Here is a 26,963-nt window from a genome sequence, read left to right on the forward strand (position 1 = left end):
CGACGCGTCGTCGCGTTGGTGATCCGCGCCGCTAAAACGAGCCCGCGACCGCCGCGCCAAGCTGACCCGGCCCGACCACCGGCGCGAGCTGCGGCTTGGCCCTCGCCGCCGACGTCGCCCGCGGTGGAGCGCGAAGCGCGAGCGCCAACGCCACGCCGCCGCTTACCAGGAGCGCGCCCCCGGCAACCATGAGCCCCACGCCCACGTTCTGGTTCGACACTTCGCGATCGCGCGCGTCGGCAAGCGCCACGCAGTCCGCAGACGTCGCCGCGCCGCCGCGGCAAGCCCCGCTCGGCGCGTCCTTCAACAAGCCTTCCGCGTCAGACTTCGCGCTCGAGGCGCCGACCATGAAGCCGACGCCGACGCCGAGGCTTACGAGCCCGGCGCCGCCAAGCACCGCCGGCAGGATGAACCGGCTCGCGTCGCGCGGCGCGTCCGCCTTGCCGCCATCCGCGGCCGCTGGCGACGTCGCCCCAAGGCCGCTCGCGGGCGCGCTCCCACCAGCCGCAGCCGCTCCGCCTCCATTCGTGCCCGCCGGCGTGAGCTCGCTCGCATCGACGCGCACCGTCACGAGCGCGCCCGCCTGCGCCACCGCGCGCAAGAGGCGCGTTCGATCGCCGAGGCGCACCTCCACGAAGTGCTCGCCGGGCGAGACATCGAGCGGCTCGGAAATGGGCGTCAGCTGCGAGAGCACACGGCCGTCGAGCACCAAGGTCGCGCCCGAGGGCGCATCCACCGCGACGCGACCCACGCGGCCGTGAAGCTCGCCGATGTACTTCGTCGCCTTCTGACGCTCCGGCTCCGAAGTACGTGCATCCTTCATCAATTCCTTGAAGTGCGCGAGCGCCTCAAGGACGTGGTTCGTCTTCATCTCGGAGAGCGCGAGATTCCACAGAACATCGGCGCTCTTCAAGACCGCGTAGGCCTGCACGAACGCGAGCCGCGCGCCCTCGAAGTCGCCGCCCTGCGCCCGCGTCAGGCCTTCCTTGAAGCGCGCCTCGGCTTCGCGGCGTGCGCCGTCATCCGCCGTCGCGCCTTTGTGGTCGCCGGCTGCGGCCTCGAGTGAAACGGTCCCGAGGGCCACGACGCCCGACAACAAGACGATGGCGCGAAGGGGCGCGCGCGGACGTAAGTTCATGCTCATGGCGTCGTTCAGGTCGCGATCAGTCTAGTGGCGCTATTGGCGAAGGGTCTTTCGGAACTCGTCGTCGACGGAGCCGCTCTTGCTCGTCGGCGGCGTGACGGGCGGGCTGGCGAGCGGAGCGGCCGCCCCCGTTCGCGGCTCCACGCGGTGGGACGCCGCCGCGCTTGCGGCCGCCGATGCGCGCGGTGACGCCGACGTCGCGACGCGCGGAGGCGTCTTCGCCTCTGGCGCCGTGCTCACCGAGGGCACGGGCATCGCCTGCGGCGCTGGCGGCGGCGGAATCTCGACGCCAACCGTCGCCGTCATGACCGTCGGCGCGACGGGCGACGTGCTCGGCGGTGAGAGCACGAGCGGCGCCGACAGCGTCGACGTGGTCGGTGCGATCGCGCTGCGCGCCGGCATCTCGTCGCCCGGCGTGCGCGTCACCGACCGAATGAAACCAAGGAGCGCGATGGCCGCGGCCATGCCCACGATCGCCGCGATGATGGTGCCAGCTCGACCGCGGCGCGCCTCTTGCGTCGTCTCTGTGAGGATCGTGTCGCTCGCCCGCTGCGCGGCGACCGACGTCACGTCGGAGCGAAGGAGCACCGACGGCAAGTCTTCTGGCGTCGCCGTCTTCGGCGCCGGTGAACGAGGCGGCGCCGACTTTCGAACCGGCGGATCCTCTCCGGCCGCCGCGATCAACGCCTCGTCGCGCGCCGCGTCGTCTCGCGCGCGGGCAGAAGCGTCGAGCTCGGCGAGGCGATCCGCATCGCGACGCTTGAGCGCGCCCTTCTTCGGAAGGTGACCGTCGCCGGCGAGGCCATCGAGCAGCTCGTCGATGGACTCGGCGCGCGGCGGCGGGGCCGAGCTCACGCGCGGAATGAGCGCGTCGGCATCGTGCGCGGCCACGGCGGCCCGCACCTTTGCCGAGAGGCGGTCTTCCTCTGGCGACACCGGCGGCGAAACCGGCGGCGCCTCGGCCGCTGGCACCGCCAGCTCCACGACCGGAGCGGCCGGCCCCGATGGCGGCTGCGCCTCGGTGGACGCCAGGCCCGGGTTCGACGGTGCGGAATGCAGCGGCGCGGGATTCGACGGCGGCGGGAACAAGGGATCGGTCTTCTCGCGCTTTTGCGGGAGGGCGATCTCGTCGGTGTCGTGATCCGGATCCATCGCTGAAGAAGGCGGCGCCTGACGCGGCGGTCCGCAGCCACGTTCCTACCGCACTTTTGGCCTCGATGCCCCTTTCCGGCGCCATTTCCACAAGCCGAGTTCCGCGAGCCTGAGTCCGCCGCCCATGATGAACCACTTCATGAAGCACCCGAGTCCCGAGGCTACTTGAGCATGACGATGACGAGCGCCACGAGCAGGACCGCGAGTCCGACGCCAATTCCGACGAGCGTGTCGCGACGCTGCGTCCCGGCGAGCTGCGCGCCAACCGACGGCCCTGCTCCCGACGGGCCAGGCAGGGGCGGCATCTTCGAGGACATCGGCACGTCGGCGGTCACCAAGATCGCCTCACCGGGTTCGACGTCGAGCACCAGATCGTAGGCCGACCGGTCCTTGATCTGCGAGGAGCGCGCGGTAGATGGCCCGACCTCGTCGTCTTCGCTCTCGACCTCGCCCGCTCGCGGCGTGGGCGGCGGACGCCAATCGGCAGCGACCAGCGCCGCGGGAATGCCCGAGATCGACGTGAGCTCCGGCACCGGCGCCGGAGGCTCGCTGGAGAGGAGGCTCCGCTGCGGAATGCGCGAGATGCGCCCGCTCAAGACGCGGAGCGTCTCGGCGAAGGAGAACGCGTCGCTGGGCCGGAGCGCGGGATTGCGTTCGAGGGCGCAGATGATCAGATCTTCGAGCACCAGCGGCACGTCGACGGTGAGCGGCCTCGGGCCGCGTGTGAGGCGAGCACGCGCGACGTCGGCCAAGTCCCCCGCGTCGTCGAAGGGGCCGTGCCCGCAGAGCATCTCGTAGAGCACGAGGCCCATCGAGTAGAGATCGCTCGCGACGGTGGCGGTGCCGCCTTCGAGGAGCTCCGGCGCGGCGTATCGCGGCGAGAGCCCGGGCGGCGGCCCAACGCCTGGGAAGTCGCGCAGGAACGAGACGACGCCGAAATCGAGGAGCTTCGCCGTCACGGGAGCCTCGGGCGTCAAGCGCTGGAGGAAGATGTTCTCCGGCTTCACGTCGCGATGAATCACGCCGCGGTCGTGCGCGTGGTCGAGGGCGTCCAAGATCTGGGTGCCGACGTCGAGCGTGTGAGCCACGTCGATCGGCCCCTTCGCTTCAAGCGACTCCCTGAGGGATCGCCCCTTCAGGAGCTCCATCACGAAATACGGCAAGTGACGCTCGTCTTCGGTCACGCCGGCGGTGAAGACTTGAACGATGTTCGGGTGCGCGAGCCGCGCGAGCGTCTGCGCTTCGATCTGCACGCGTCGACGAAATTCGGCGATGTCGCTCGTCACGGCGTCGAGGGTCTTCAGGCAATAGCGCTTGGCGACCGACGTGTCCTCGACCTCGTAGACGGAGCCGTGCCCTGCCGTGCCGAGCTTCTGGACGACGCGGTAAACGGTGCCGGGGACGAGCTCCCCTTCCGCGTAGAGCGAGATGGTCAAGGACTCTCCGTGAGCGTCCGCCGATGGTACCACCGAGGTCGGGAGCGCTTGGGGGAGACTTGGGGCGTGCGGGCGGAGAGCGGGCCGGGGTGGCCGCCGTCCGCTGGACGTCCAAAGGCGTCCGCGGACAGGTCCGCCGTCCGACATTCGCGGGCCGCGGAGGTGATTGCTACCCGGCACGGCTCGTGCGACGGCACGCTCGTCATGGGCAACGACGACCCGAACCTCGCCGAGTTGCTCGAAGACATCCTCGAGTCGTCCACCACGCTGAGTCGTGCGCGGGGCCTCGCGTACTACCGGGAGGGCCGGGTCCGCATCGTAGGGCGGACGGAGCTCGCGATCGCCGCGCTCGTTCGTGGGACCGAACTGTACGCCGTGGAGGCCGACGCCGCCGACGCCGAGGCGCATTGCACGTGCGCGGCCTACGAGCGGGCCTACGAATGCAAGCACCTGGCAGCGACCGCCTACGCGGCTCTTGACGACGATCCGCGCTCCCGCGCCGCTGCCGCCGACGCCTGCGCTGCGCTTGAAGCGCGTTTTGGTACGACGCGTTGGGGTGGTCCCGGAACGGCTGCCGTCGCGCCCCCCGCCGAGCCTTGGTTCGTCACGGCGTTCCGTCACGAGAAGGCGAAGACGGTCCATGCGCGCCTGTCGCTCTTCACGGGCGAGGAGATGTATCCGGCCGCCTCCGTCGGCACCACGCTCGAGCTCTGGTGGTTGGACGTGAGGATGCACCAGTCCTTCGCCCAAGCCGCTATCGAGCGGGCGTTCGACGGGGCGCGACCGCGCATCGAGGCGAGCCTCCAAGCGCTGCGTGACTACGAGCCGCCGGGCCCCGGGACCCTCCCCCCGAGAGTGGACGCGCTGCAGCGTCACCTCGCTGCACTCTACACGCTTTTGCGCAACATCCTCAGAGGCTCGAGCCTAGGCATGCCGCTGCCGTTGGCCAAGGACGACGACGCGCACGGCTACGAATGGCGGTTCGCCGTCGACCCCCGCTTCGGCAGGCTCAACGTGGCCTTCCGCGAGGCGCGTCGTCAGGCTGACGCGCAGGCGCACTTCAGCATCAACCCCACCAACCTCGACGACTTGGATGCGCTCGTCGACAAGCGGCCGAGCGACCTCCCGTTCACGCTGTTCGCCCTCCGCGCCGTGCTGGAAGAATTCGCCTCAGAGGCGAGTCCGCTTCGCGCGGCGGTGGTCGCCTACCTCGCGACCGATCCCTGGGAGCGCGCACTTGGCGCGCTCGGGCGCCCCGAAAAAAGGGCTACGGCGCAGGTCGAAACGGCGTGGCACGTCACCTTCGACGGTGGCCACCTGCTCGAGGTCCAACCGCTCACGCGCACCTTGCGAAGCGGTCGCGAGCCAAGCGCTTGGAAGCGGCGAGCCACGGAACACCTGCTGACGGAGCGGCAAGAGGGCTCTCCGCTCGATCTCGACATCGCCCGGTTGGCATCCGTCGGCGGCTGGCGAGGCTCACTCTACTTGGCGCTCAGCTCTCCAGCGGCCTTCGCGCTCCTGTCGAAGCTGGCGGAGCACCCACGCGTCGTCTTGGATGACGCGGGACAAGAGCCGCTCGAGCTTCGTGTCGGCACGATGACGCTCGCCTTCGAGCCGGACGCCGCGGGGGTCCTCATGCCCGAGCTCTACGTCGGCGACTTTCGCCTCCCCGCCGAGTTGCTCGACAGCCCATCACTCCGCAGCATCTCGCCACACGTCGCGTTTGCGAGTCCATCTCGGCTCGTCGTGGCCTTCTTGCCGCGCGCCCTTCGCGAGTGGCTTCCCGCGCTCTTCGGGGCGAAGCTCCGCCCGAGCTTCCCGCAAGAGTCTTTTCCTCGGCTACGCGCGGCGCTCGGTCCGCTCTGCGAAGCCGGCGCGGCGACGATGCCCAGCGCGATCCTCGGCGAGCGCGTCCCCTTCGCGCCGCGGCCCGGCGCCTCTGTCGATTGGTTTCCCGAGCGCGTCGAGGTCGAGGTGCTCATCGAGGTCGCGCCCGGCGCGCCGCTCGTGCGCGCCGCCACCGGCGACGTGCTCTTCCCGTTCACGCGAGCGGGCGTCATCGTTCACGTGGAGCGCGACTTCGACGCCGAAATCGAGGTCTTCGAAGCGGCGCGCAGCGAGCTCGAGCCCATCATTCGCCTCAACACCAACCAGGGCGCGACGCGCGCGCCCGAGCTGCGCTTTGCGCTCGTGACCTTCTTGCGAGAGCGCGCCGCAACCTGGCGCGTCGAGGTTCGATCGGGCAAGGAGCCTCGGCCGATAGACCTCGACGAGGCCTTGAGCGCGCTTGTCGTCAAACACGAAAACGGCTGGTTCCGTCTTCGCGCCGCGCCTGGCGCACCGGTCGCCCTCGGCGATCTCTTTCAGGCGCTGCGCACGGCGGGTCGGTACGTGGCCATCGACGACGCGACGTTCATGGAGGTGCCCGACCTTGTGCGGCGAAGGCTCCTGCCGCTGGCGCTCGTGGCCACAGAGGGCGATGGACCGAAAGGCCGCGCCCGCGGCGGCAAGCAAGGTCGCCCCGTCGACGCGACGGGCGAGCTCCACGTGCACGAAGGGTTCGCGCCGGCGCTCCTCGACGTTCGCTCCTTCTTTGGCGATACAGGCGCGGCGAGCGTCGACTGGTCCGTTCACGAGGCGCGCTTCAAGGCGAAGCGCGCAGGGCGTGCAGGGCGCCGGACCAGCGCGAACGACCTGGGCGTGGAGCGGGGCACGCTGCGCGACTACCAGAAGGAGGGCATCCGTTGGATGGCGGGCCTCGCCGAGTGGGCCCCCGGCTGCGTGCTCGCCGACGACATGGGCCTCGGCAAGACGGTCCAAACGGCCGCGCTCCTCCTGGCGCGCAAAGACAAGGGTCCGGCGTTGGTCATCGCGCCGGCGTCGGTCACTTCAATTGGAAGGTCGAGCTCGCGCGCTTCGTGCCGAGCTTGCGGGTCGTTCACTACAACCTCGAGCGCGACGTCGACGTGGACTCGCTCGGGCCCGGTGACGTGCTCGTGGTCTCGTACGGGCTCCTCGCAAAAGACGCCGAGGACGACGCGCACGGAGCCTTCGGTCCGCACTTCGCGACGGTCGTCGTCGATGAGGCGCAATACCTCAAGAACCACGCCACCAAGCGCGCCGACGCTGTGCGCCGCGTGGCGCGCGACTTCACCATCGCATTGAGCGGCACGCCCCTCGAGAACCACTTGGGCGAGCTGTGGAGCGTCTTCTCCATCGTGTTTCCCGGGCTCCTCGGGGATCCGCAGACGTTCTTCGAGCGCTTCCGCAAGCCCATCGAAGAGAAGAAGGACGCCGCCGCGCTGGCGGCCCTCGGCTCGCTCATCGCGCCGTTCATCCTGCGGCGCACGCGCGGGCAAGTGCTGCAGGAGCTTCCGCCGCGGCAAGACATCGTCGAGACCATCGAGCTCGAGCCGAAGGAGAAGTCGCGCTACGAAGCGCTCCGCAAGGCCTGCGAGCTTCAGTTCCAGGAGCGCGACGCGAGGCTCACGGCGGCCCAGCAACGCATCCAGTTGTTTGCCGCGCTCACACGGCTCCGGCAGCTCGCATGCGACGCGGGCCTCGTCGACAAGACGTTCAAGGGGACGTCCTCGAAGCTCGTGCGCCTCGTCGAGCTCTTGTGGACGCTGCGCGAAGAGGGCGCTAAGACGCTCGTGTTCAGTCAGTTCACGACGCTGCTCGAGAAGGCGCACGATCTCTTGTCGGACGCCGGCCACCGCGTGGCGTACCTCGACGGCGCGACGCCGCTCGCGGCCCGCAAGAAGCTCGTCGAGCAATTCCAGGCCGGCGAGTTCGATGTGTTCTGCATCTCCCTCAAGGCCGGCGGCACCGGTCTCAACCTCACGCGAGCGAGCTACGTGGTGCACCTCGATCCGTGGTGGAACCCCGCCGTCGAGGAGCAAGCCAACAGCCGCGCGCATCGCATGGGCCAGGAGAACCCGGTCACGACCTACCGCCTCGTCGCGCGCGGCACGATCGAGGAGGCCATCTTGTCGATGCACGATCGAAAGCGCGAGCTGGTCTCGTCGGTGCTCGACGGAAAGGACGGGGCGTCGGTGATGAAGCCCGAGGGGCTGCTCGCGTTCATTCGCGCGCGGGGGGGGGGGGGCCCTGCGCGCGGCCGCGAGCTCGCCGGTCGCGACGCGGGACGCCATCATGGCGCGGGGGGGCCGCGGGAGCGGGGGGTGGGGCCTCCCGTGTCGTATCCTGGACGAGTCACTGGTGACTTGAGGAGCAGGACGGGTTGAGGCCTGGCGGCTGGGCTCGGGCGGTTGCTCGAGCGCCGCCCGACGCCGAGATCCACTGTGACCCGGCACGGCTTCTCGCCCACCGCGTTTCCAAGCACGCGCAAGACCTCGGCAGCGAGCGCGGAGTGCTCCTCGGAGCCGCCCGCCATCGCGTAGATCTCGCCGTCGAGGAACTCGTGTTTCGTCGGGCTCTCACGCTCGAGCGCCACGTAGTCGGCGTACGTGTAGCGGTGGAGGCGCGTCGCGTGGTGCATCAGTGCCGAGGGTACCACGACACCGCCAAAACCCTGCCCGCCGCGGCCCGGGCGATGTTAGGACTCCGCGTCTGAACCGTGGTGCGCCCCCGCGCTACCAAGAGACCCTGATGCTCACCATCGTCGCAGGCACTCGCCCCAACTTCATGAAGGTCGCGCCCATCCTGCGCGAGCTCCAGCAGCGCCGTTCGCCGGCACGCCTGATTCACACGGGGCAACACTTCGACGCCGCGATGAGCGACGTCTTCTTCACCGATCTCGGGATGCCCCTCCCCGACGTGCGGCTCTCCGCCGGCGGCGGCTCGCAGGCGGAGCAAACCGCGGCGGTGCTCATGGGCGTCGAGAAGGAGCTCGTGGCGAACCGGCCCAGCGCCATCGTCGTCGTCGGCGACGTCACGAGCACGCTCGCCGCCGCCCTCGCCGCGTCCAAGCTTGGCATTCCTGTGGTTCACGTGGAGTCGGGCTTGCGTTCGCGCGACTGGACGATGCCGGAAGAGGTGAACCGCGTCCTCACCGATCGCCTAAGCGATCTCTTGCTTCTCCCTTCTCGCGACGCCTTCGCGAACCTCAGGGCCGAAGGGATCGCTGACGAGCGCATGGTGTTCGTCGGCAACGTGATGATCGATTCGCTCAAGTACGCGCTCGAGCGGCCCACCGATGCCCTCGCGCGTTTCGGTCTCGCCAAAGGCGCCTACGCGCTCGCGACGCTGCATCGGCCCGCCAACGTCGACAGCGCCGAGCCGTTCGCTCGCATGCTCGATTCGCTCTCCGAGGTGGCCAAACGCGTGCCGCTGCTCTTCCCGGTCCATCCGCGCACCGTCGCGCGGGCCGAAGCGTTGGGCCTCGCGGAGCGGCTTCGCGCGATGCCCGGGCTCACCTTGACGGGCCCCATTGGCTACAACGACTTCGTCACGCTCATGGGCTCGGCGAAGGTCGTGGTCACCGACTCCGGCGGCATCCAAGAAGAGACCACGGCGCTCGGCATCCCGTGCCTCACGATGCGCGAAGGCACCGAGCGCCCCATCACGGTCGACGAAGGCACCAACACCATCGTCGGACTCGACGCCGCGCTCATGGCGCGCGAGGTCGAGGCGATCGCCCAGGGCCGCGGCAAGAAGGGGCGCATCCCCGAAGGCTGGGACGGCAAGACCGGCGCTCGCGTGGTCGACGCCATCGAGCGATTCCTCGCGGGAACGCCGCCGCCGCTCTCCGCCGGACCGCGCGCATAGTCGCATCGTCGCGCGTGCGGATGACGGGGCACGACGGCGCGCATGGTCGTGCGCCCCGCGAACTTGTAAGCTCCGCCGCTCGCGTGCGCATCCTCTACGTCTCTCAGTACTTTCCTCCCGAGCCTGGCGCGCCCGCAGCGCGCGTCTCCGAGCTGGCGCGAGCCTGGGCCGCCCGCGGTCACGACGTGACGGTGCTCACCGGCATGCCCAATCACCCGACGGGCGTCGTGCCCGCCGAATACGCAGGCAAGACGCTGGTGCGCGAAGACTTCCACGGCGTCAACGTGGTGCGCACGTGGATCTACGCGGCGGCCAACAAGGGCCGCGTTCGCCGCTCGCTCGCGTACGCGTCGTTCGCCACGTCGGCGACGCTCTTCGGGCAGCTCTTCGCGGGCAAGAGCCCTGACGTGCTCGTCGCCACCAGTCCGCAGCTCTTGTGCGGCGCCGCCGGTGCGCTCATCTCGCTCACGAGGCGCGTTCCCTTCGTGCTCGAGATTCGTGATCTGTGGCCCGAGTCCATCGTCGCCGTGGGAGCCTTGCCGGCTGCCCATCCGATCATCAAGGGCCTCACGGTCGTCGAGGAGGCCCTGTACCGCGCGGCCAAGTCCATCGTCGTCGTGACCGACACGTTTAAGGAGAAGCTGGCGGAGCGAGGCATCCCGCGGTCGAAGCTCTCGGTCGTCAAGAACGGCGTCGACCTCGGGCGCTTCAAGCCAGCCGCTCGCGACACGAAGATGCGCGCGCGCCTCGGCCTCGGCGATCGATTCGTGGCGTCGTACGTGGGCACGCACGGCATGGCGCACGGCCTCGACGCGGTGCTCGACGTCGCGAAGCGCTTCTTGGCAAACGACGGCGTTCGCTTTCTCTTCGTGGGCGAAGGCGCCGAGCGCGCACGCTTGGAGGCCCGCGCAAAGAGCGACGGCCTCACGAACGTGCGCTTCTTGGGCGTCTTGCCCCGCGATGAGATGACCGAGGTCTACGCGACGACCGACGTTTGCCTCGTGCCGCTTCGAAAGACGGAGCTGTTCTCCACGGTCATTCCGTCGAAGATTTTCGAGATCCTCGCCATGGAACGGCCCCTCGTCTTGTCGGTCGACGGCGAGGCTCGGCAGATCGTCGAGAGCTCCGGAGGTGGACTCTACGCGCCGCCGGAAGACGTCGACGCGATGCACGCAGCGGTCGCCACGCTGCTCGCGGATCGGGAGCGAGCCCGAACCATGGGCAAGCGCGGTCGCGAGTACGTGGTCCGCGAGTTTGATCGGACCAACTTGGCGGATAGCTACCTCCGGATCCTTGAGCAGGCGGCGGGCCTTGCGCAGGCCGTCGGCACCGAGCACGCCCCAGGACGCCGGTGACACGAAGCGAGCTCGCGCGTCTCGCACGAACGGTGCGTCGCCTTCACCCACTTCAGATCGCGACGCGGGTGCCGCACCTCGCCGTGGCCCGCGCGCTCTCGTTCATGCCGGGCGCCGCCGCACCGACGCCGATCGAGCGCTTCCCTGCCCCGCCGCGCGCACTCGTCGATCTGGCGCAAGCGGAGCGCTCGCGCGGTGCGAAGCGCCTCGCGCATTTGCCGCCGGGTCGCCTTCGCGACTACGAGGAAGCGTACGGCCTCGCGCTCGGCGCCGATGCGGCCCCCGTCGATGTCTCGGCGTGGCAGCGGCGCGTGGCGCTCGAGCCGTACCCCGCTTCAGTGCGCGCGCGTCGTTTGGCGGTGGCGATGCGCTGCGGCGGTCCAGGCCGGGCCGTCGGCATGGCGAGCGAGCTCGCGCGCGCGTGCCGTGCGGTGTTGCTCCAGCCGGAGCTTCACCTGATGGCGAACCATCTCCTCGAGAACGGCATCGCGCTCGCCGCCGCGGGCGCTGTCACGCGCGGACCGGAGGCGCGAGCCTGGTCGCGCGCCGGCACCGCCATTTTGTCGTGGCAACTGCCCGAGCAGTTCTTGCCTGACGGCGGTCACTTCGAGCGAAGCGCGACGTATCACCTGGCGCTCACGTACGGGTTGCTCGAGCTCATCGAGCTCACGATGGCGACCGGCGCGAGCGTGCCGGAGCTATGGCGCGACACCGCGAGGCGCGCCTGCGCGTGGCTAAGCCAGGTGCGCGCCCCCGACGCGACCTATCCGCTCCTCAACGACGCCGCGCTCGATGCGGCGCCATCTCTCGACGACGTTCTCCGGCTTGGGCGCGCGCTCGGACTCGCAGCGCCCGCAGCGGAGCGCCCGCCTGATGGCATCGTGCACCTCCGCGACACGGGATGGGTGCTCTTCCGATTGGGCCACGACATGCTGGTCTTCGACGCGGGGCCTGAAGGCGCGCGCTACCAACCGGGTCACGTGCACGCCGACGCGCTGACCTTCGAGCTGTGGATCCATGGCGCGCGCACCGTCGCCGACTACGGCGTCTCGAGCTACGCGAACGACGAAGCGCGCCGCACATGCCGCGCCACGCGCGTGCACAACACGGTCGAGCTCGGCGAGCAGGACTCGAGCGAGGTGTGGTCCGCGTTCCGGGTGGGTCGCCCTGCCAACGCGGAGGTGCACGAAGTCATCGACCGCACCGGCATCGACGGAGGCGCCGACGGAGCAGGCGCCGACGGGCGCGTACTCATCGCAACGGCGAGTCACGACGGCTACGCGTTCATGAGCGGCCACCCGATTCACAGACGCCGGATCACGCTGCGCCCGAGGCGACTCACGGTCGAGGACACGCTCGAGCGTTCGGCAACACCGCGGTCCGCGCCGCTTTCTGCGCCGCTCTCTGCGCTCAGCCGTTTGCGCGTCGCCGACAACGAGGTACGCGGCCTCGTCGTACGAGGTGGCGCCGGCAGCCGGGTCTCGCGCGACGTGTGGTTTCCCGAGCACGGCGCCCCTCGCGAGGCGCTCGTGTACCAACAGGCGGGCCGCCTGGAGCAGCGCCTCGAGATGAACTGGGAGCTGACGTGGGAGGCCGGGCCCGGCCCGGGGGGCCGGCCGGAGCGGTGAACCTTCTCACGGGGGCCGCCGGGTGGCCCGGCCCCGCGCCGCCGGGGTTCCATCCGCCCGGCGGTTGGCCTAAGAACGCCGCCGTGCGTCAAATCTCTCAGAGCTACAAAACCGGTGCGCTGAACCTCGTCGACGTGGCGACGCCGAGGGCGCCAGCGAGCGGAGTTCTCGTGCGCACCGCCGCTTCGCTCATCTCCGCCGGCACCGAGCGCATGATCGTCGACCTCGCCAAGAAGAGCCTCGTCGAGAAGGCGCGGCAGCGGCCGGACTTGGTCGCGAAGGTCATCGACAAGGCGAAGCGCGAAGGCGTGCTCGCGGCCTACGACGCCGTGAAGAGCAAGCTCGATAGCCCCATCCCGCTCGGCTATTCGCTCGCGGGCCGCGTCGAAGAGGTCGGCCGCACCTGCACCGACTTCCAGAAGGGCGATCGCGTCGCGTGCGCGGGCGCCGGCGTCGCCAACCACGCGGAGCTCAACGGCGTCGCGCGAAACCTCGCCGTGCACATCCCCGATGCGGTGACCGACGAAGAGGCCTCCTTCGTCACCGTCGGCGCCATCGCCCTTCAGGGCGTACGCCTCGTGAACCCGCAGCTCGGCGACGTCGTCGTCGTCATTGGCCTCGGGCTCATCGGCCAGATGACGGTGTCGCTCTTGGCGGCCCACGGCTGCAAGGTCGTCGGTCTCGATCTCGATCCGAGCAAGGCCGCCCTCGCAAAGACGCGAGGCGCAATCTCTGCCGGGACGAGCGGCATCGACGATGCCGTCGAGCTGGTGCGCGCAGCCTCCAATGGTCACGGCGCCGACAGCGTCATCATCACGGCCTCGGCGCCCACGGCCGAGCCCCTCGCGCTCGCGGGCGAGGTCGCGCGCGACAAGGCGCGCATCTCCGTCGTCGGCCTCTTGCCGCTCGAGATTCCGCGAAAGGCCTATTACGAGAAGGAGCTCGACATCGTCGTGTCGCGCTCCTACGGGCCCTGGTCGGTACGATCCGGACTACGAAGAGCGCGGCCACGACTACCCCATCGGCTACGTGCGGTGGACGGAGCGGCGAAACCTCGAGGCGGTGCTCTTTGCCATCGCGACGGGCCGGCTCGACGTGAAGAGCCTCATCACGCATCGGTTTCCATTCGACAGGGCGCTCGACGCCTACGACCTCATCACCGGCAAGGTGCCCGAGCCCCATTTGGGCGTGGTGCTCACGTACCCCGAGGCGCCCGTTCGCGCGCCGCTGGTGCGTGCTGCGCCTCGCGAGCGCTCGTCTTCGCACGTGGGCATCGCGATGGTGGGAACGGGCTCCTTCGCGTCGGGCGTGTTGGCGCCCGCGCTAAAGGAGATCAGCGGTGCGCGCCTCGTGTCGACGGTCTCGGGGCGGGGCCTCTCGGCGCGGCACGTGGCCGACAAGTTCGGCGAAGGCGACGTCGACGCCAACCTCGACGAAGTCCTGGCGCGCGCCGACGTGGACGCGGTCATCATCGCGACGCGGCACGACTCTCACGCCGCGCAAGCGGCCAAGGCGCTCTCGCAGGGCCGCGACGTGTTCCTCGAGAAGCCGGCGGCGGTGACCGAAGAGCAGCTCGAGATCTTGAAGACGGAAGCAGAGCGCTCCTCGGCGCGGCTGATGATCGGCTTCAATCGCCGCTTCTCGCCGTTTGGCAAACAGGTCCGCGACGCGTTCACGAACCGGAAGAGCGGCCTCGTGATGGTGGCGCGCATCAACGCGGGCCGCATCCCTCCGTCGTCGTGGGTCCACCATCCCGACGAGGGCGGCGGCCGCATCATCGGCGAGGGCTGTCACTTCGTCGACCTCATGACGTATTGGGCCGGCGCCCTTCCCGTCCGCGTGTCGGCTCATGCCATCGGCCACGATGGCGGCTTTGGTCGCGAAGACAACGTCATCGCCACGCTCACGTTCGCCGATGGCAGCGTTGGCACGTTGATCTACACGGCCATGGGCGATCCGACCGTGAGCAAGGAGCGCTACGAAGTGTTCTGCGAGGGCAAGGTCGCCATCCTCGACAACTGGCGCACGCTCGCTGTGACGTCACAAGGAAAGACCAAGACGACGCGGGCCCTCCGCGCCGACAAGGGGCACAGCGCGGAGCTCCAAGCCTTCGTCGATTCGTGCAAGCGAGCTGCCCCCACGCCGATGCGCTGGGAGGAGATCGAAGCAGTGACGCGCGCGACGTTCGCCATCGAGCGCGCGCGCATCGACGGAGTGGCCGTCGACGTCTAGGACCCCTGCAGGCGCCTCTCTTAAAGGAGGGGCCTCAATTCCCGCTCACACGCGCACACATTGAAGTCGCGCCACGCGTTTGGCGATCTCGCGGGGTTGGGTTGGCGGCCGTCACCGGAGCGACACCGAAACGCGCACACGAAGCGAGGGCTGATCGAAGCGATCCTACGGAAAGCTTTCCAGCACATCGCTATCGCCATTGGCTTCGCGTTTGCCTAGTATGGTCCGGTTTAGAGGAGCGCGCGCTGTGCGCGCTCGAGGCAAGCTTAGTCCGGTTGAGAAATCGTCTCTTCGCGGTTCACTACGGCGAACCAAACGAAGCCCGATGCAACCAACGTCTACGTGGGGAGTGATCAATCAATGCGCAGAATGACATGGCGTAGCTGGGTAATGGGAACGCTCGCGATCGTCGCGGGTTGCTCTACAACCGATCGAACCTCCGAACCGCAGACGAAAGGCGTGCCGGCCCCCTCAAAGGGCAGCGTGGCGCCCGAGGCTCTCCGGATCCTTCCGAACGCCCGCGTCACGCGGTCGCTCGACGCGGACGTCCGCGCGAAGGTGGCCTTCCGTCGCGTCGGCGATCAGTGGGCGGGCGGCTTCTTGGCGCACGACACCAAGGTGACCGAGGTCGGCGAGATTGCCTTCACGCCGCACCCGATCATGAGCCCGCAGATGCTGGGCACCAAGGTCAAGCGCGGCCCCCGGTCTGAGCGCATTCAGATGGCGGGCGACGAAGCGCGCCTCAACACCATCGCCATCCGTCGCGGCGAGAGCGACCTCAGCGCGGGCTCGTTCGAAGTCCGTGAGGTCGGTGGCGAGATGATCGTCCACCGCGGCACGGTGCGCGAAGTCATCGCGAATACCGAGCGCGGCATGGAGCAGCAGTGGGAGTTCGACTCCAAGCCCGCCGGCAGCGGCGACGTCACGGTCCAAGTGGCCGTCGCGGGCGCAGGCTTCGTCGAATCGCGCGGCGCAGGCCTCGTCTTCGCCGACACGAAGGGCGTCGGCTTCACCTACGGCCACGCAACCTGGGTCGATGGCAACGGCGTCCGCACCCCCGTCGAGACCGTGTGGAACGGTCAAGCGATCGAGATGCGCGTCCCGCGCGCGTTGATCGAGACGAGCGCGTACCCGGCGTCGTTGGATCCGCTGACGGTCCCGTCGCCGCACCCCTTGTCGTCAACGTACGTGCCGGCCACGGCGGCGATTGGAACCACCAACATCGTTGTCTGGGAGAGCTACACGAACGGCTTCCCCAACCTTCGCTTCTCGTTCACGAACGACAGCGACGGCCAGGTGAACATCGGCGTCTACAACAAGACCGTCTCGACGGTGACCTACCAGCAGGACCCGTACGTGGCGCCGGCGGGCGCCTCGGACTACGTCGTCGTTTGGTCCGACAAGCGCAGCGGGCGCAACAACATCCGCATGGCCCGCGTGAACGCAACCACCGGGGCCGTGAGCAACGACATCGCCGTCGCCGCCTCGGGATCGACGGATCAGTACCGCCCGTCGGTCGCGTGCACCAGCGCCACGGCGTGTTTCGTCGCTTGGAACGAGTTTGGAGCCATCTCCACCATCAACGGCGCACTGGTCAACCCGAGCGCGGGCACCGCAGGCGCCGTTCAGGCGGTGGCGTCGGCCCCGTCGTTCGACGAGTACGCGGCGCAAGTCGCCACGAGCGGCTCGGCCTACCTCGTTGCCTGGGAAGCCCAAGTCAACGCGACGGATTACCTGATCAAGGCGCGCCGGGTTGACAGCGCGGGCACACCGCTCACGGCGCCCGCGAACGTCACCTCCGGTCCGCTTCAGTACACGCCGTCCGCCGCGTTCGACGGTTCGAACTACATCGTCGGGTTCACGACCGAGACCGGCGGAGACAGCGACGCCGCCGCTCAACGCATCACGACGGCTGGAGCCAATACCGGCTCGGTCCTCACGCTCGCCACAGGCGCGACGGCGCAAGGTGGACCGCGCTTCGCGCGTGACGGAGCGACGGCGCTCCTTGCAACCTACGCCGACGGCACGGACATCGTTGCCCGCTCGATCACAACGGCAACGGGCACGACGCTCGGCACACCGTTCAACATCGCGAGCGCGGCCGACACCCAGACGCTTCCCTCGGTGACCAAGGGTTCGGGCAACTACTACTACATCGCCTACTCGGACAAGCAGACGGGCACGTTTGCAGCAACGGGCGTGCGGGCAACCACCTCGCAGCTCATCGCGCCGGCCGTCGTCCTGGCCGACGGCCCCCGCGCTGCGACAGCGTGACAACGGCTTTCGCGCCGACGAGCCCCCAGTCGGTCGGGACGGCCGTGACGGTCACCGGAACAGCGTCTTGCACAGCGGGCCAGACGCCGCAGTACGAGTTCTCCATCAATAGCGGCTCAGGTTTCGTCGTGGTCCAGGCCTACGGCGCATCCAATGTCTTCAACTGGGACACGACGAGTTTCTCGAGCACAACCCACTCGGTGCTCGTTCGCACGCGGCGAGCTGGCAGCGCTGAGACCTATGAAGGCCAGCAGTCCACCAACTACACGCTCACGGGCGGTCCCGGCGTTTGCAACAGCCTCACGGCTGGCGCAGCACCGTCCAGCCCGCAAACGGTTGGGACGGCTGTCACCGTGACGGGAACGGCGACGTGCACGCTTGAGGCCGATGGCGGCGCGACCACACCGGAGTACGAGTTCTACCTCAACAACGGGGGGCGGCAACGTCCTGGTCCAGGCCTACAGCGCCTCCCCGACGTGGAACTGGAACACCACCAGGTTACGGGGCGGCACCGTACACGGTGCTTGTCAGAACCCGCCGCGCCGGCAGTGCGGTGGCCTACGATGCACAACAGTCGTTTAGTTACACACTCACGGGCGGGAGCGGGGCGTTGCAACGGCCTAAACGTCTCCGCGTCGCCGTCCAGCCCGCAAGCCGCTGGAACCTCGGTAACGGTCACCGGAGCCGCGACATGCACGAGCGGCGCGACCCCCACTACCAGTTCTACACGCTTGCCCCAGGCGGCTACTGGACGCTGCGCCAAGCGTATAGCGCGACGGCTACGTTCGTTTGGAACACTACCGGTGCGGTGGCTGGAACGCACTCGCTCCAGGTCCGTACCCGGCCAGCACGAGCGTAGCGAGTCACGAAGCCCTCGCGTCCATGCCCTATTCGATCACCGGCGGCGGCGGTGGTGGAAACTGCACGGCAGTCAGTTTCGTCAGCTCGCCCGCTAGCCCGCAGACCGTCGGTGCGCAGGTGACGCTCACGGCCAGCTCCGTTTGCCCCGGCACCCCGGAGTATTACTTCTTGAAGCAGGCGCCCGGCGGGCTCTTCACCCTCCTCAGGGATTGGTCAACGAACCCGGTTGCGCAATGGAACACGGTGCCGCCGTCTGGGACTTGGCTGCTTCAGGCGCGCGTACGCAACCAAGGCAACGTACCCGCTGACAAGATCACGCCTAACACCGCCTACATCTTGAACTGAGAGCGGAAGCCGCGCGAGCAGGCCGCGGGTCGTCGAGACTCGCGGCCTGTTTCCCCTTTAGAAGTGATTTTGTGGCCCTAGTTGCCTTAGCCTGGCCGCCATGTCTCGGATGCTTGTTACCGGTGCGGCGGGCCAGCTCGGCCATTTTTGTACGCGCGCGCTGGTGGCCGCCGGACACGAGGTCATTCTTTCCGACCGCAATTCGAGCGGAGCAACTCCCACGACACCGGGCGCGGTCACCCCCGAGAACTGTGCCGCACTCCTGGACGACGTTTCGCCGGAGGTCGTGCTTCATTGGCTGGGTTCTCCAGCGTCGGTGACTCCTGGGCTTCGCCAGAGCTCGCCTTTGATACCAACGCTCGACTCACCGCTCACATGGTGTTCGCGGCTGCAGCTCGGAAAATCCGGCTGGTCCACGCGAGTTCGGCAGAGATTTTCGCCGGGTCCGGAACCATGACCCAAACGGAGCGGACGCCCATCTCACCCACCTCGCCCTATGGCCTGTCCAAGGCGGCGGCCCACCTGGCGGTGCAGCACGGGCGACGGAGCCTCGGCGGTGAGATGTTCAACGTGATTTTCTACGTCGGCGAGTCTGAGCGCAGATCGAAGCGCTTCGTATTTCGAAAGATCACGGACCACCCGCACGCATGTCCCTCGGTCGAGTGCGTGAGCCGCTTCGGTTGGGTAACACGGCCGTCATCCGCGACTTCCTTCACGCGAGCGACATGGCAGCGGCGGCGGTCCTGCTGGCTACCAGCCGCAACATCGAGCCAGACGACTACGTGTGCGCGTCCGGTGTGGGTCACTCAATCATGGACGTTGCGCTCACCGCGTGCGACCTGCTTGGGCTCGACCACTCCAAGGTGCTGACGATAGACCCTACCTTGTTCCGACCTACGGATGCCGCGTCCCTGGTGGGCGACCCCTCGCGCCTGCGGGCGCTAGGTTGGGCAACGACATTGAACTTTCGGGCATTGGTGGCCAGAGTCATCAACCACGACCTCGCCGGAAATTCGCTCCGAAGAACTGACCTAATCACGGAAAAGCCATGCCGCGCGCTCTCATCACCGGAATCACCGGTCAAGACGGCTCGTACCTGGCGGAGTTGCTCCTCGACAAGGGCTACGAGGTGCACGGGCTCGTCCGTCGCGCGAGCACGTTCAACACGGAGCGCATCGACCCGGTGCGTGATCGCCTCTCCCTTCACTACGGCGACCTGGTGGATTCGGCATCGCTTCAGAGCGTGATTCGAACGGTGGACCCCGACGAGGTCTACAACCTCGCAGCGCAGAGCCATGTCCGCGTCAGCTTTGAAATGCCTGAGTACACGGCGGACGTCACCGGCTCCGGAGTGTGCCGCCTGCTCGAGGCGCTCCGTTCGTTTGGAAAGAAGACCGCACGTTTCTATCAGGCGTCGTCATCAGAGCTCTACGGCAAGGTCGAGGACGTCCCTCAGACGGAACAGACCCGTTTCCACCCCCGAAGCCCCTACGCGGCCGCAAAAGCCTATGCGTTCTACATCACGCAGAACTACCGGGAGGGCTACGGGATGCACGCGAGCAACGGCATTCTCTTCAATCACGAGAGTCCGCGACGGGGCGAAAACTTCGTGACGAGAAAGGTCACGCGCGCCATCGGGCGCATCCTGACGGGCAAACAAAAGCACCTGGCGCTCGGAAACCTCGAGGCAAAACGCGATTGGGGATTTGCCGGTGACTACGTTGCCGCCATGTGGCTCATGCTGCAGCAGCCCGAACCCGACGACTACGTCATCGCCACCGGCGAGACGCACAGCGTGCGAGAATTCTTGGACGTCGCGTTTGGTTGCGTGGGTCTCAAGTGGACCGACTACGTCACCTACGACGATCGGCAACTCAGACCCGCCGAAGTAGACCTCCTCATCGGCAACGCAGCGAAGGCGCGCAGGGTCCTCGGTTGGAAGCCGTCGGTTGGTTTCGAACAGCTTGTCAAGATGATGGTCGACGCGGACGTGGCCCGCGCCCGACGAGAGGCCAGCAACAGTTGAGGATCCTCGTTCTGCTCACGGACGCGTTTGGCGGTCACGGCGGTATCGCGAAGTACAACCGTGATCTGCTCGCGTCCATGTGCTCTCACCCGCAGGTCTCCGAGGTTGTGGCGTTGCCCAGAAGTGCGCCCAACCCATTCGAGCCCATTCCTGCGCGGCTCACGTTTCGCACCGATGCACTAAACGGCACGCGGGCGTACGCCGCATCGCTTGCGAAGGAGTTGGCCCAATTCCGCGGCTTTGACCTCGTTTTTTGCGCGCACATCAACCTTCTCCCGCTGGCCGCCTTTGCGGCGGCGCGCTTTAGGTCGCCGCTCTCTCTCATGATCTACGGCATTGACGCGTGGACTCCCCCGGCACAACTCGCTCGACGATTGCCAATTGGGCGCATCAATTCGGTGGTGTCTATCAGCGAGACAACGCCAGAGCGATTCAGGGCTGGGCGCGAGTGCGGAGCGAGATGGTCTCCCTTGCTCCCGAACGCCTTCAGCACATCGGCGTTCGCCCCGGGGACGAGGCCCTAAGTACTTGGAGGACCGTTATCGACTCCAAGGCCGCACGGTGCTGATGACGTTTGGGCGACTCGCCGGGCGGGAACGCGCTAAGGGGTTCGATGAAGTGCTCGACGCCTTGCCTGAAGTGGCAAAGCAGATACCCAACGTCTCCTATGTGATCGCGGGCGACGGGACGGACCGCGCGCGGCTGGAGGCCAAGGTCGCGGATCTTCGGCTTTCGGACCGCGTCGTCTTCACGGGCATGGTGGAGGAAGCGGAGAAGGCTGATCTGTATCGGCTCGCCGATCTCTTCGTAATGCCGAGTCGAGGCGAGGGATTCGGCTTCGTATTTCTCGAGGCGCTCGCGTGGCGTGCCCTGCATCGGGAGCAAGGTCGACGGTAGCCGCGAGGCACTTCGCGACGGTCTGCTCGGGCAGCTCGTTGATCCCGATGACCGACGGGCGTTGGTCGTGGCCATACTGCGGGGGCTGCAGCAGCCGCACGTCGTACCCGACGGCCTTGCGTACTTCGAGTACCCCGCATTCGAGGCTCGAACCCATCGCGTGCTCGACCTCATTTGCCCAGGCAGATCCCGTGCTGCATGAGTGCACGACGGTGGGCGCCGAGCTAAGCTCACGGCCCGTGGCCGCCTGTCGTCTTTGTTCGAGTTTGCAGGTCCGTCGACGTTCGCGCGCGGATCGCTCCTACCTATGGTGCCGCACCTGCGGGTCAATCACAGCAGACCTATCGAGCAGCGAATACGCTCGCCTGAACCCAACCTACGATCCCGGTCCGCCCCCGGCTCCACCTCCATCGAAGAGATTCGAGCGACTGCAGGTCGGCGAAAGAGGGAGCTGCTCCGGAGGTACACCCGGCCGGGAGCACGAATCCTCGATGTTGGGTGCGGCGCCGGTGGCTATCTCCTCGCGGCAAGGGAGCTCGGTTTCGAAGCCATGGGGGTAGAGCCCAGCGACGCCCACGCCACCATCGGTCGTGGCCTGGGTCTAGACATCCGGAGCGGGTACTACCGACCGGGCGACTTCGCGGAGGGCGGCTTCGATCTCGTCCTCACAAGTCACGTTGTCGAGCACATCTACGACCCGCGTCCATTCCTTGAGAGCCTCGCGGGCCTGGTACGTCCCGGCGGCTGGCTCGTGGCGATCACACCCGATTCCGACTGCCTGCCGGCGCGACTCAGCGGCAAGCATTGGGTCATGCTCAAACCCATCGACCACGTGTCGATGCTTACGGAGCGCGCGCTGCGTCGCATGGGCCTCGAGCGCTATGGGAACGTGGCCTTTCGACGGACTTCTCAGGACGGTGAGTTCTTCATCACCCTTGCTGCCGCCGCCCGGGACGCAGCCCAAGGCATCCACACGGACGCTAGCGGAGGCCAGGCCGCCGTGGCAGGCGACGGTGCTGTTGGCGCGGGACGCGTCAAACACGCCCTCGCGCGCTGGGCCCGAAGCGTTGATCGCGTGGCGGACCGAGTCAATCGGGGCGCATGTCTCATCATGGAGCTACAACGCACATGAGTTCGCCCGTTGACGTGAGCGTCGTCATTCTCACTTACAACGAGGAGGAGAACCTAGCCGAAGCCATCGCATCCGTTCGCGGGTGGGCAAAGTCGGTGTTCGTGTTCGACTCGTTCAGCACGGACCGCACCGTTGCCATTGCGCGCGAGCTAGGCTGCACCGTCCATCAACACAGGTTCGTCGACTACGCGGCGCAGCGCCAGGCCGCGCTGAATGATCTTCCATTTCAAACGGACTGGGTGTTCTTCCTCGATGCCGATGAGCGCGTCCCCCCCAACCTCCGGGACGGATCACCACCTCCTCGCCTCCGGACCAACCAAGGACGGCTACCTCTGTCGGTTCAGGCTCATCTGGATGGGCAAGTGGATTCGCCACGGGTACTACCCAACATGGATCCTTCGCCTCTTCCGACGCTCCAAAGCCAAGCTCGAAACGCGTGGCATCGGCGAGCACGTTATCGTCGACGGCGAGCTCGGCCGCCTGGAGCACGACATCATCCACGAAGACAACAAGCCGTTAGAGCGTTGGATCGAGAAGCACAACCACTACACCTCTCTTGAGGCAGACGAACTCGTCCGCGGCCCGCGCGAAGGCGAGATCGACGCGTCGATCCTCGGGAATCAAGCGCAGCGAAAGCGCTGGATCAGGCATCGCGTCTGGCGTCGGCTACCGCCGTTCATTTCGCCCTGGCCTCTACTTCGCCTACCGCTATGGGTTGCGAGGTGGCTTTCTCGACGGCAAAGAGGCGTTTGCATACCACTTCCTGCAAGCGCTCTGGGTCTGGATGCTCGTCGACATCAAGGCCATGGACCGCACTCGACCTCGCGCAGACGCGCCTCCCGCGGTCAATAAGTGACACTCCGCGTTGCGATGGTGGTGCCGGAGATCGGCCACGAGGCCAGCGGTCCTTCCTATTCTGTTCCGCGCCTCTCCTCGTCCCTCGCCGCACGTGACGTGAGCGTGACGTTGCACGTTCTGAGGTGGCTTACGACGCCGGAAGTCCCCGGCGTGGAGACGATCGTATACCCAAGGCTGCCCGGACCACGGGTACTCGGTCTATCAACCTCGTTCCGACGGGGCATCCGCGAAGCCGCGCGGCACGTCCACCTGGTGCACAACAACGGATTGTGGATGCTGCCGAATGTGCATGCGGGCCTCGCAGCCAGGGCCGCGCGAACACCGCTCGTCACCTCCCCTCGAGGGGTCTTCGCGCCGTGGGCCATGAACCGTTCGAAGAGAACGAAGCGCATCATGTGGCTCCTTGGGCAGGGTTCATCAGTCCGGTCGACGGCCCTGTTTCATGCGACGTCCGAGGCGGAGCTTGCGGACATCAGGCGGCTCGGTTTCAAGGCGCCCGTTGCGATCATCCCCAACGGCATCGACCTTCCGCCCAGCGCGTCCCGCGACGCGCAAGGTGCCGGGCCCCGCGTGCTTCTTTTCCTCGGGCGCATCCACCCGGTCAAGGGGGTCGACCTCCTCCTCCACTGCTGGCAACGCGTCGCGAAAGAGTTGCCCGACTGGGAACTCCACATTGTGGGCCCGGAGGATGCCAATGCTGTGAGCATGCGAGCGCTCTCCCACGAACTCGCGTTGCAACGCGTGCGGTTCCTCGGACCGCGCTTTGGCGCCGCCAAGTTCCTCACCTACGCAAACGCCGAGCTCTACATCTTGCCCACGCACACGGAAAACTTCGGGATGACGATCGCGGAGAGCCTAGCGTGCGGAACGCCCGTGATCACAACCCGGGGGGCACCTTGGCCTCGCCTTGAAGTCGAGGGGTGCGGGCGCTGGGTCGAACGGACCGGCTCGGAACTCGATCGAGCCGTCCTAGAGCTTGCTCGAGCCACGAGGGCGGAGCTCCAAGCCATGGGCCTACGTGGTCGAGCCTGGATGGAGCGCGAGTACTCTTGGGCCAGCATCTCCGAGCGCATGGAGGCGGCGTACTCGTGGCTGCTTGGCGGAGGCCCTCGCCCACGCGACATAGTAATTTCGTGAGCCCTTGACGTCCGGAACACGACCGTCAGAGCCTCTGTCGAGCGGGAGTCGGTCGGGCGCGATTGGGCCGCCCATTCGATGTTTGACGTGTGAAGCCGGTCAACGAGGTCCATGTAGCGATTGTGTCGTTTGGCTACGCGCCCCTCCGGCACGTGGCGAGCACGAGGGCTGCACAAATGGCCAAGGGCCTTGCGGCACTCGGCCACCCGGTGACGGTCCTGACCGTGGATTGGCGAGGTGACCGCGACGAAGACGACGCGCTGTCGGTTGTCCGAGCGAACCCGAGGTGCTGGTTTCCGGACTTCGTGCCCGACGGGCGGCCGTTGCGCGTCGAGCGGCCAAGAGCGAGGAGCCGCCTGCGCACGCTGGCTCGGACGCTTCGATGGGGCCCCTACGCGCGTTGGGCACAAGCTTCCCTGGCGGATGCGCGCTCGGTGCATCGCAACCACCCCATCTCGATCGTTTGGGCAATTCACGGCGACGACAGCGCACACGAGATTGCCTTCCGCTTCGCGCGCGAGACGGGCGTTCCTTGGGTGGCAGATTTCAAGGACCCTTGGGATCTGTTCCACCGAGGCCCGCGCGCAGCGCAACGTGGGCAGCGACGCCGGCGACTCGCAACGGCGGCAGCGTTGACAGAGACCGCTCGCGCGCAGGCGACGATTGACCGCGCTCTGTTCAGGCGCCCCACAGAGGTCATATGGAGCGGCTACGACGCGAGCGGGATGGAGGTGGCTGCGCCCGAGCGTCGCGACAGATTTGAGCTTGTGCACGTTGGCCACCTGGGGCCCCAGCATGATTGTCGGCTGGTGGCTCAGCTCGTTGAACACCTCGCGCCCGAGGGAATTGAGTTGGTCGTTTACGGTCACGGCTCACCCTTGCTTGCGAACGAGCTCCGCGCGCGCGGCGTGGCGGCACGACAGGCGCCATTCACGACAAGTCCCTTCGAGGTGATGAAGGGGGCGGGCACGCTGCTGGTCGTGCCGGCTACCCACGGGCCAGCTGCGCAGCGTGGAGGGTCAGTCGGTGTGAAGGAACTCGAATGTTTCGCCGCAGGCACCCCAACATTGTGCCTGGGTGGCCTACTCCCGGAGATGCACGCCGTCGCGGCCAAACTTCCTCACGTTGCCACGATCACCGATCCTCACGCAGCCGCAAAGTGGATCATCGCGCAGCGCGCGCTCGGAAACCGAGGCCGCACGAATCATCCCAACGTAGCGGCACACGCGTGGCCCTCCAAGGCGCTGGCGTTGTCTGACCTGCTGCGCCGTATTGCGTAGCGCTCACGACGACTGGGCCTGCGGGGCAACCTTCTGCTGACGCTTCATGGGCTGATAGGCGAAGTGCGCCCAGGCCGCGAGGTTGGCGGTGTCCCACAGCAGGTTGATTTCCCGCGCCCTCTCCTCGGCGCTTGCTGCCGTGAGGCCACGAGCAAGGTTCAAATCCATGAAGTCCTCTAGCCCGGCCCCCGGTTGGAGCAGGTCTTGAATGAACCCCTTCAAGGGCCCAAGCAGCCACTTGGTCTGGGGTGGGACAAAGCCTTGTTTCCGCCTCGCTAGTATTTCTTGCGGAACAAGACCTTGCGCGGCGAGTCGCAACACGCGCTTCACTTCTCCTTCGCCCACAAGGAGGTCGGGAGAGACCGCGAACGCGAACTCCGTGAGCCGGTGGTCACAGAAGGGCAGCCTGACTTCCCGCGAGTGAGCCATGCTCAAGCGGTCGCCGAAGCGGAGGAGCGACGAAGCATGGTTCTGAAGCTGAGCGTCCAAAGAATCGTCGACAGGCTCTCGTTCGCTTCACCTGGCGGAATTCCCAGGGGCAGCGCGTCACGCCGCGCGTGTGGCAATACCAAGTCGCGTCGGCGCAGCTGACCTCGGCGCCCAACACGCCGGAGGAGGGGCTGTAGGCGGCGAAGGGCAGACTCCTCGAGCAGCAGGCGAAATGTACCGAAGGTTGACGGAGCTTGCGCCGCCAGCAAGCGTTGCTCGTGCAAGACGGCCGACCACCGTCGCTCCCGAAGCAACTGTCGCAGAAATGTCCTGGTGATTGTGTTTCCGTAGCCGCCGAGTTGCTCATCGGAGCCTTGTCCGTCGAGCAGGACGGTGACGCCGTTTTCGCGCGCGAGACCGAAGACGCAGTACTGAGCGGAATTGGCTCAAGCCCCCGATGGGGAAGTCGGCGTGCCAATGGATCCGCGAGGCTGAGGCCAAGAACCGGGGCGTGGGCTCTGTTTCGTGGTGGACTGACCCAACGGTATCCGCCACCAGGCGGGCAAACTCCTTCGTCCTCCTGCTCGCGACGAACCGACCTGTGAACGTGTGCATCTCTGCCGCGGGCGCGTCCGACGCATGAAGCGCGACCAGCGACGACGAATCCCAAGCCGCCTGACAGGCACGAGAGCCGACCGGGGACGTCACTCCGCAAGCGCAAGCGAACTGAATCCTGGAGGACCCTCAAGCGGTTGCGACCAGATTCTGGGGCCGAAGTCGCTACGGTAGGCATGCCGCGCAGACAGATCGATCGAGAAGTAGGGCACCACGTCGGACGCCCCTGACTGCTCCGTCGCGAACGCGGACGTGCATCGCCGTGCCCGGCAAGAGCTGCTTCCACTCCTCGAAGGAGAGTGCGCTGGAAGGCATCAAGGGCCGTGGAACCATGCTCTACGTAGGCCCGAGAACGGCCGTGTCCATGTCGCCGTCAACGCCCTCTGCCAGCATGATGGCTTTGGCCTCGGGGCAACACGGAATGCGCCGCCC

General features: G+C 67.4%; 19 protein-coding genes and 4 pseudogenes. 15 read left to right on the forward strand and 8 right to left on the reverse strand.

Features of this window, described 5'->3' with window-relative positions:
- Nucleotides 1-31: 31 nt before the first annotated feature.
- The 3 genes from IPG50_29735 to IPG50_29745 form a co-directional block, all read right to left on the reverse strand.
- Nucleotides 32-1,138, reverse strand: coding sequence for a hypothetical protein (locus IPG50_29735; GenBank protein MBK6696343.1), 1,107 nt, complete (start codon nt 1,136-1,138; stop codon nt 32-34).
- A gap of 39 nt (nt 1,139-1,177) precedes the next feature.
- A complete protein-coding gene (locus IPG50_29740; protein ID MBK6696344.1) occupies nt 1,178-2,296 on the reverse strand; it encodes a hypothetical protein in 1,119 nt (372 codons plus the stop codon).
- Between the two features lie 161 nt (nt 2,297-2,457).
- Nucleotides 2,458-3,732 (reverse strand): serine/threonine protein kinase, encoded by a 1,275-nt coding sequence (locus IPG50_29745; protein MBK6696345.1) that lies wholly within the window; start codon nt 3,730-3,732, stop codon nt 2,458-2,460.
- Between the two features lie 2,927 nt (nt 3,733-6,659).
- On the opposite strand from IPG50_29745, the gene IPG50_29750 reads away from it, so the two are divergent.
- Nucleotides 6,660-7,979: a DEAD/DEAH box helicase gene (locus IPG50_29750; protein MBK6696346.1), complete on the forward strand. Its 1,320-nt coding sequence runs from the start codon at nt 6,660-6,662 to the stop codon at nt 7,977-7,979.
- Here IPG50_29750 and IPG50_29755 read toward each other — a convergent pair.
- On the reverse strand, nt 7,886-8,233 hold the full coding sequence (locus IPG50_29755; GenBank protein MBK6696347.1) for a Uma2 family endonuclease: 348 nt from the start codon (nt 8,231-8,233) through the stop codon (nt 7,886-7,888). The genes IPG50_29750 and IPG50_29755 overlap by 94 nt on opposite strands.
- Nucleotides 8,234-8,343: 110 nt before the next feature.
- Between IPG50_29755 and wecB the strand changes: the two genes are divergently transcribed.
- The 3 genes from wecB (at nt 8,344) to IPG50_29770 (ending at nt 12,445) form a co-directional block, all read left to right on the forward strand.
- Nucleotides 8,344-9,462, forward strand: coding sequence for a UDP-N-acetylglucosamine 2-epimerase (non-hydrolyzing) (wecB, locus tag IPG50_29760; protein MBK6696348.1), 1,119 nt, complete (start codon nt 8,344-8,346; stop codon nt 9,460-9,462).
- Between the two features lie 83 nt (nt 9,463-9,545).
- Nucleotides 9,546-10,817 (forward strand): glycosyltransferase family 4 protein, encoded by a 1,272-nt coding sequence (locus IPG50_29765; protein ID MBK6696349.1) that lies wholly within the window; start codon nt 9,546-9,548, stop codon nt 10,815-10,817.
- Nucleotides 10,814-12,445: an alginate lyase family protein gene (locus tag IPG50_29770; GenBank protein ID MBK6696350.1), complete on the forward strand. Its 1,632-nt coding sequence runs from the start codon at nt 10,814-10,816 to the stop codon at nt 12,443-12,445. The genes IPG50_29765 and IPG50_29770 overlap by 4 nt, the downstream gene beginning before the upstream one ends.
- A gap of 103 nt (nt 12,446-12,548) precedes the next feature.
- Here IPG50_29770 and IPG50_29775 read toward each other — a convergent pair whose 3' ends face one another.
- Nucleotides 12,549-12,731, reverse strand: coding sequence for a hypothetical protein (locus tag IPG50_29775; protein ID MBK6696351.1), 183 nt, complete (start codon nt 12,729-12,731; stop codon nt 12,549-12,551).
- A gap of 349 nt (nt 12,732-13,080) precedes the next feature.
- Here IPG50_29775 and IPG50_29780 point away from each other — a divergent pair.
- The 11 genes and pseudogenes from IPG50_29780 (at nt 13,081) to IPG50_29830 (ending at nt 25,487) form a co-directional block, all read left to right on the forward strand.
- Nucleotides 13,081-13,410: pseudogene (locus IPG50_29780) on the forward strand (zinc-binding dehydrogenase).
- Nucleotides 13,411-13,474: 64 nt separating this feature from the next.
- A complete protein-coding gene (locus tag IPG50_29785) occupies nt 13,475-14,677 on the forward strand; it encodes a Gfo/Idh/MocA family oxidoreductase (protein MBK6696352.1) in 1,203 nt (400 codons plus the stop codon).
- Between the two features lie 459 nt (nt 14,678-15,136).
- Nucleotides 15,137-16,951, forward strand: coding sequence for a hypothetical protein (locus tag IPG50_29790; protein MBK6696353.1), 1,815 nt, complete (start codon nt 15,137-15,139; stop codon nt 16,949-16,951).
- 882 nt (nt 16,952-17,833) lie between these two features.
- Complete coding sequence (locus IPG50_29795) at nt 17,834-18,157, forward strand: hypothetical protein (GenBank protein ID MBK6696354.1); 324 nt, start codon at nt 17,834-17,836, stop codon at nt 18,155-18,157.
- A 294-nt stretch (nt 18,158-18,451) separates the two neighbouring features.
- Entirely contained in the window at nt 18,452-19,027 is a 576-nt protein-coding gene (locus tag IPG50_29800) for a GDP-mannose 4,6-dehydratase (GenBank protein MBK6696355.1), read from the forward strand.
- Between the two features lie 178 nt (nt 19,028-19,205).
- Nucleotides 19,206-20,183, forward strand: a complete 978-nt coding sequence (gene gmd / locus IPG50_29805) for a GDP-mannose 4,6-dehydratase (GenBank protein MBK6696356.1) — start codon at nt 19,206-19,208, stop codon at nt 20,181-20,183.
- Nucleotides 20,180-21,282, forward strand: a pseudogene (locus IPG50_29810) (glycosyltransferase family 4 protein). The gene gmd and the pseudogene IPG50_29810 overlap by 4 nt, the downstream one beginning before the upstream one ends.
- A gap of 105 nt (nt 21,283-21,387) precedes the next feature.
- The gene (locus IPG50_29815) at nt 21,388-22,212 is read left to right on the forward strand and encodes a class I SAM-dependent methyltransferase (GenBank protein MBK6696357.1); all 825 of its coding nucleotides are present in this window, start codon (nt 21,388-21,390) and stop codon (nt 22,210-22,212) included.
- A pseudogene (locus tag IPG50_29820) lies at nt 22,209-23,068 on the forward strand (glycosyltransferase family 2 protein). The gene IPG50_29815 and the pseudogene IPG50_29820 overlap by 4 nt, the downstream one beginning before the upstream one ends.
- Nucleotides 23,065-24,207: a glycosyltransferase gene (locus IPG50_29825; GenBank protein MBK6696358.1), complete on the forward strand. Its 1,143-nt coding sequence runs from the start codon at nt 23,065-23,067 to the stop codon at nt 24,205-24,207. Before IPG50_29820 ends, IPG50_29825 begins: the two are co-directional and overlap by 4 nt.
- Nucleotides 24,208-24,296: 89 nt before the next feature.
- The gene (locus IPG50_29830; GenBank protein ID MBK6696359.1) at nt 24,297-25,487 is read left to right on the forward strand and encodes a hypothetical protein; all 1,191 of its coding nucleotides are present in this window, start codon (nt 24,297-24,299) and stop codon (nt 25,485-25,487) included.
- A gap of 3 nt (nt 25,488-25,490) precedes the next feature.
- Here the strand turns inward: IPG50_29830 and IPG50_29835 are convergent, their stop codons facing one another.
- From IPG50_29835 to IPG50_29845, 3 genes and pseudogenes are all read right to left on the reverse strand, one after another.
- Entirely contained in the window at nt 25,491-25,976 is a 486-nt protein-coding gene (locus IPG50_29835; protein ID MBK6696360.1) for a hypothetical protein, read from the reverse strand.
- Nucleotides 25,919-26,353 (reverse strand): annotated as a pseudogene (locus IPG50_29840) (hypothetical protein). The gene IPG50_29835 and the pseudogene IPG50_29840 overlap by 58 nt, the downstream one beginning before the upstream one ends.
- Nucleotides 26,280-26,624: a hypothetical protein gene (locus IPG50_29845; protein MBK6696361.1), complete on the reverse strand. Its 345-nt coding sequence runs from the start codon at nt 26,622-26,624 to the stop codon at nt 26,280-26,282. The pseudogene IPG50_29840 and the gene IPG50_29845 overlap by 74 nt, the downstream one beginning before the upstream one ends.
- Nucleotides 26,625-26,963: the final 339 nt, after the last annotated feature.

It is taken from the genome of Myxococcales bacterium, from assembly GCA_016703425.1.
Taxonomy (GTDB): Bacteria; Myxococcota_A; Polyangia; order Polyangiales; family Polyangiaceae; genus JADJCA01.